This window comes from Pseudoalteromonas sp. TAE79 (assembly GCF_000498015.1).
Taxonomy (GTDB): Bacteria; Pseudomonadota; Gammaproteobacteria; order Enterobacterales; family Alteromonadaceae; genus Pseudoalteromonas.
The window spans coordinates 1-5,941 of record NZ_AUTL01000150.1 but is presented as its reverse complement, the minus strand read 5'-3'; the positions used below and the strand labels follow the sequence as shown (position 1 = coordinate 5,941).

The window sequence follows — 5,941 nt, the reverse complement described above, 5'->3', positions numbered from 1 at the left end:
CTATCTACAGACGGTTTAATTTATGGTCCAAAAAAGGGATTTTGAATGAACTGTTTCGCGCATTATCTCGTGATGCGGACATGGATTGGGTCTTCATTGATGGCAGTATTGTCAGGGCTCATCAACATAGTTGCGGTGCAAGAACTGCTGACAATGAATCAATTGGAAAGAGCCGAGGTGGAAATTCTACGAAAATTCATCTTGCAGTCGATAGCGGAGGGTTGCCTGTTTATTATGAATTATCCTGTGGAAATACGCATGATATCGTCCATGCAGAGTCACTCGTAGCTAATTGCCCAACAAGTAATATGGTTGTCGCAGATAAAGGCTACGACAGTGAAAAACTGAGAGCGTTTGTTCGTGATAATAACGCTACACCCGTTATTCCACGTAAGGGCAACAGTTTAGTAGGCAATGAAGATATTGACTGGTGCATGTACAAATATCGGCACTTGGTTGAGAATGCATTTGGCCGTATTAAGCAATATAGAGGGATAGCCACGCGGTATGAAAAGCTTGAACGAAATTATCATTCAATGCTCGCTTTAGCATTTACTATGATGTGGCTACCAATGTGGGCTGATTGATATATGTACTACAAAGATCAACAGCCCCTAGTCGCAGATATGAATCGCGCTACTTCCCTTAATGTATTGTCTGATCATTCTTGCCTCAACATTGCCTAATGAGGTTAACTTCGAGGATGTTTTCAATTTTCTGTTTTTTACCGCTCCAAATGTACTTGTAATGCCCACTTTGAATAGGGATCGTCACCGCTTTAGGCTTAAATGCGGCTAAGCATTCACCCCCTTCATCACGAACACTTTTATCGAAATTTTCCGAGAAAACCCATTGATCGACGCGAAGCGGCGTCGATGGGATGAATCGGAATAGTTAGCCCTGCTCTTGAATGTATTTTTGAATTGTATCAGCAGCCCATTCCCAACAGAGCAAACAAAATATCCGTCAGACCAAAATGTTTTTTTAACCCAGAATTGCTTTTTAAACCATTTAAATCTCGACCATAGACTTTGCGTTGTAGATTGTTTAATTCTCCTAACGTAACTCGCAACGCTGATATTGGGAGAGATCGTTAGCAATATGTGTATATGATCTTTGTCCACCTCGATCTCTTCGATATTAAATTCTGAGCGCTCTGCAATTTCAGTGATTTTTTGTTTTACAAAATCACCTACATCACCTTTTAACAATTGTTTTCTATATTTAACCACAAGTATTAAATGTAGCGCTATTAAATATTTACAGTGAGATTTAGTTTCATATTCCATCTTGACAACTCATTTCCATACAGTAGTCTATACAGTGTATGAAAAAGACGCTTAGATACAACTACAGGCTAAATCCTACGCCAGAGCAAGAAGCTAAACTCGTTGAGTTTGGCGCGACAGCGCGTGGCATTTGGAACTTATTGTTGTCTGAGAACATGCGTCGATATGAGTTCGATAAAACGTTTTTGTTTTACAAAGACATGGCCTCACTACTTAAAGATATCAAGACGTTCGAAGAGTTTAACTGGATCAAAGCATTCGATTCTGCGGCAGCTCAACAAGTTGCCCGCGACCTAGAATTAGCGCTCAAGAATGTTTTTACTAAAGGTCGCTTGCAACGCTTTCCAAAGCACAAGATCTCATATAAAAAGAAAAAACTTCACAACGATAGTTTTCGAGCGGTCAATAACTCGCACTGTATCCGCATTGAAAATGGCGCTATCAGTATCCCAAAGGTAGGCAAGATACCCATTATCTTGCATCGCAAACTAGCAAGTAAAATCAAGACTGTAACTATCCAGTATCACCACGGAAAATGGGGATGCAGCATCACTCAGGAAGTTGAGTGCAAAACAGCTAAACAAGTTTTAAAAACAATCACAGGTTTTGACATTAACTCAAAGCAAACTGTTGTTGGCTCAGATGGTTTTGTGGTCGATAACCCCAAGTTTTTAAAGCAGTCAAAAACAAAGTTAAATCAATTGCAACGCCAGCTTGCACGCCGAACTAAAGGTTCAAATCGCTGGCAAAAAACCAAACAACGCATCAACAAATTACACGGCAAAATCTCACGGCAAAGGCTCGACTTTGCACACAAAATTTCACGCCAGATAACCAATGAAAATGACATTTTAGTGTTCGAAGATTTAACGTAAAAGGGATGCAAAAGTTCAATGGCAGCATGGTTGCCGATAATGTGATGGGCTTAATTACTCAGCTTTCAAAATACAAAACTGAGCTTGAAGGTAAACTCTATCACGAGATTGGCAGGTTTGAAAAATCCACTGGGGTTTGTTCTGAATGCGGCCAACATCATGTTTTAACATTGAACGACAGATATTTCACATGTACGGCTTGTGAAACTAACCAAAGCCGAGACTTGTCAGCGGCTAAAGTCATAGCAAAAACAGGTGAATTAGATTTGATTGCGGCTGGGATCGTCGCAAGGGTTACCCCCACATCTCAGCAGAAATCAGCCATTAAAACGAAAGTCTTCGAGCTATCGAAGTTTGCTGTTGGAACTGAGAAAAAAGAAGCAGCCTAGTCTCTAAGTCAAGGCTGTAGAAGCCCATTGATCGACACGGAGTGGCGTCGATGGGTAGTTCACACAGTAAGCCATTACTGCCGTTTGTACGCAAATGTTTTGCAAACTGTTGGGGAGCGACATAGTCATCGGTATATAAATGTTTAAACTCATCATCCCTTATATCATGTAGGTCCAGAGAGACCTTATTAATATAGCAACGCATTGTTAGTTCTGTGTCTGGCTCATTAGTTGCTGATAAGAATCTTTCTCGGTGATATATAGTTTCAGCAAACGCTGTATCTCAGATGAAACTAGTCAAGCCCGCGTAATTTTGTCTAGTAGTTCATCACTGACAGTTTAGACAATGTATTTCGCAGTTAGGCTCGAAACTCGTCATGAGTTAAAATTCTATCAAATATAGATCTAAAGAATGATGCAAGCGATGTACGAAAAATATTATGTATACTATCCAGCGAGATTACTTCATTCTGAACACCGGTTTGCTCGACAACATTAGATAAAGCCTTAGTCTGTAAATATTAAATTTGTACTAAAAATTATCAAAGTTATAGTTTAATATGAAGTTTAAAATATACTCATCAGGAGATAATTTATGAACGCAATACAAATAGCCACTTTATTAGTTTTAGCTATGTCTGTAGTGGCTCTCGCCACTGGTTTATACGCCCTTAAAAATAGAAACAGATAGTGTTCTTTTATCTAATTAGCAATATTTTCCAGCTTTGATAGCGTATAAGTCGACATACGCATTTCGTGTCCCAAAGATCGTATGCGATTTAGGATATTACTCATTACCTTGCTATATTATTTTACTCAGGGTTTTACGAGTTAGCTATGAACGCTAAAGGTAATTGTTGTCAATCATAGTGAGCTACTAATGAATAAGGTACAGCATATAAGTACAAAGCATGACTTTATCAATACCGTCACGCTTGGAGAATTAAATACGCACTCAAGTCCTATGGCTGAAATTGCGATAGTTAAAGTAGGCTTAACAACAGCCGGTTTACGTACTTTTTCTACTTCAATACAATGGGAATTGAGTACTTTAGCAAAAGCGCTGGGCACAACTGAACGTACTTTGTTACGTAATAAAGATAAGCCTTTAAATAAACAGATCAGTGAGAATGCGATTGAAGTGGCACGATTGTCAAACTTTGGGATTGCATATTTCAGCAGTATCGATAATTGGAATATATGGTTAGGCACACCCAATGTTCAGTTTGATAATCAACCCGCGCGAGCCATAATGAACAGTATCCGTGGCCGTGAATTAATACGCAGAGTCATTAGCGGGCTACAGCATGGATTTACAGCGTAATAGTCGTTTATCGGATAGGTCCTAAGCAATATAACAATCCCTGTAATTGTCTTTCAGTATTGAACGCCATAGTGCTAAACCCGTTGTATTGCTGCTTATACCGTCTCTACACAACAATCGGGTATGCTTGAAAAGGCTTCGGTTTGTCATTTAAGCCGCATATATTCATACGTAAACCTAATTTCTCAGCTGTTTTTAATCACGCAACTGCTTTGGTAATCCCTCAGCCACTCCAAATTTTTCCTGTATGTGCTTTTCAGAAATGGCCGACGGAACTAACGATTTAAAGTAAAGACACTTATAGCCTAAATAAGCTTAGACCTTAGCGTTTAGCTGAATAAGTCTTAACATGAACTGTCAGATCTTGTCTGAACTAATACATTTTAACATGTTACATTTTAACATTAAAAGTAATGACCAGAACTGTTTCTTAAACTAACAACGTATACATATGCAAGCGTGAACTACCCATCGACGCCAATACGCGTCGATCAATGGGTTTTCTCGGAAAATTTCGATAAAAACAAAAAGGGAATTAACAAAATGAGAACAGCATTACTTACCACAGTCATATCGCTTGCCGTTTTAAGTGGTTGTAAATCAACCCACCGCTACGATGTATTAGCGCCTAATGATCCAATACCGTTAACTATTAACAGTACAGATGTATATAAGTGGGACAACGATGATAGTGTGCCGTTTAATCTTGCTAAATTGGGTTATAGCTCAGGTGTAGGTCGTGGTATAAACGACTCAGCTAACCCGCAAGCGAATGACGTAGGAAAAAGCAGCGTTGGCTTATCTGCTGCAACTGGGTTTCTTTACGGTGGTGTTCTTAATGCTGTAGGTAACAGCGTTCTTGCATCCAACACAAATGACCGACGCGATTGGCGGCCTTACATTGTAGATTTTGTGCCTGTTGAGCAATTAGATATAACGAAACCCGTTGATGCCGCATACATTGTCCAGCAAAGACTGGGTGGTTATTTTGAAAAAGCAATGGCTGAAATAGATGGCGCTAATTTTCACGGGGCATTTTTCCAAAAAAACAAACGCATTCCATCTGATAACTATATTGTTTACTCAGGCGATGAATGTGTTAAAGCTTACAGTTATATGCATACAGAAAATAATCCTGCAGCTATTAAGTACGAATACTGGAAAAAAAATATTGTAAATATCACAGACGAAGTTAATTCTTTAGAAACGGGCTGCTCGATTGGTTTTACATCTTCTGTTACTGGTATGTTAAATGGCCACTACATTGTGGTACATGAAGTTAGCCGTCCAAATATAGCGTTATATACAATGTTATTAACTGCACCAAAGCTACCTGCCGCAACGGTATTTCCTAGCTCACTGGTTATTGCAGATATGAGTAACGCTAAAAAGAAAACAGTTACGTTCAATACTTCATTCTCATATGTTAATGGTGAAAAGCTGTATTTTGATTCAAATGTTAACAGCAAGCCTATTATTTAAGCGTGTTCCCCCCTATCGATTCAAAGACTGGGGGACTTCTAACTGAATCTAAAGATAGCCATATGGCCAACTAAAGAATTATTTGTAAGCGTATAGCTTACGGCACCTGGCTTGTTTAATGTTCCAAGGTAACAGCGATTCAAGATTATCATGCTGCTCAATAAGGTGCTGTAAACAAGTAGAAATATAATCATGCACTATAAGGTCATTTGCCTTTGCGGTTTCAACAAGGCTATAAAGTATCGCACTGGCATCTGCGCCATTACAGGTATTTGAGAATAACCAGTTTTTTCGCCCTATTACGAACTGTAGTGACATAGTGATTTTGGACAATTATTTAGAGTATTTACCCTAACTTGTTTTGGGGCTGGACTTCCCAGCTCCCCAGCCGAAAAATAACGCCGATATATCAAGATCCAGCTATTCCGCAATATTTGGAAATAAAAGAACATCTTCTTGACCTTCGATAACGATAATTCTACCTTTCTGAAAGAACAACTCTCTAGGGCGTGTTGATCTTTGTGGTATGAAAAACAAACAGCATGAAGATAAGGTATAATTGAATTCGCCAGAAAACTTTAC

General features: G+C 39.0%; 5 protein-coding genes and 2 pseudogenes. 5 read left to right on the top strand and 2 right to left on the bottom strand.

All coding sequences use genetic code 11. The annotated features are described in order from the left end of the window. The 3 genes from L655_RS0110960 to L655_RS1000000127990 form a co-directional block, all read left to right on the top strand. Window positions 1-587: IS5 family transposase (locus L655_RS0110960; protein WP_024603875.1), on the top strand; the 587-nt coding region annotated here is incomplete at its 5' end. A 740-nt stretch (window positions 588-1,327) separates the two neighbouring features. Further along, a complete protein-coding gene (locus tag L655_RS01000000125495) occupies window positions 1,328-2,164 on the top strand; it encodes a transposase (protein ID WP_241764480.1) in 837 nt (278 codons plus the stop codon). A gap of 26 nt (window positions 2,165-2,190) precedes the next feature. Continuing rightward, window positions 2,191-2,553: a transposase gene (locus L655_RS1000000127990; protein ID WP_241764479.1), complete on the top strand. Its 363-nt coding sequence runs from the start codon at window positions 2,191-2,193 to the stop codon at window positions 2,551-2,553. Here the strand turns inward: L655_RS1000000127990 and L655_RS1000000126980 are convergent. Then, a pseudogene (locus tag L655_RS1000000126980) lies at window positions 2,489-2,821 on the bottom strand (RES family NAD+ phosphorylase); the annotation flags it as partial. The gene L655_RS1000000127990 and the pseudogene L655_RS1000000126980 overlap by 65 nt on opposite strands. Window positions 2,822-3,433: 612 nt before the next feature. Between L655_RS1000000126980 and L655_RS0110945 the strand changes: the two are divergent. Together L655_RS0110945 and L655_RS0110940 are read left to right on the top strand one after the other, a co-directional pair. Beyond that, window positions 3,434-3,877 (top strand): antitoxin Xre/MbcA/ParS toxin-binding domain-containing protein, encoded by a 444-nt coding sequence (locus L655_RS0110945; RefSeq protein ID WP_024605053.1) that lies wholly within the window; start codon window positions 3,434-3,436, stop codon window positions 3,875-3,877. A gap of 543 nt (window positions 3,878-4,420) precedes the next feature. Then, the gene (locus tag L655_RS0110940; RefSeq protein ID WP_024605052.1) at window positions 4,421-5,359 is read left to right on the top strand and encodes a hypothetical protein; all 939 of its coding nucleotides are present in this window, start codon (window positions 4,421-4,423) and stop codon (window positions 5,357-5,359) included. Between the two features lie 78 nt (window positions 5,360-5,437). Here L655_RS0110940 and L655_RS0110935 read toward each other — a convergent pair. After that, window positions 5,438-5,665 (bottom strand): annotated as a pseudogene (locus L655_RS0110935) (transposase domain-containing protein); the annotation flags it as partial. Window positions 5,666-5,941 lie beyond the last annotated feature (276 nt).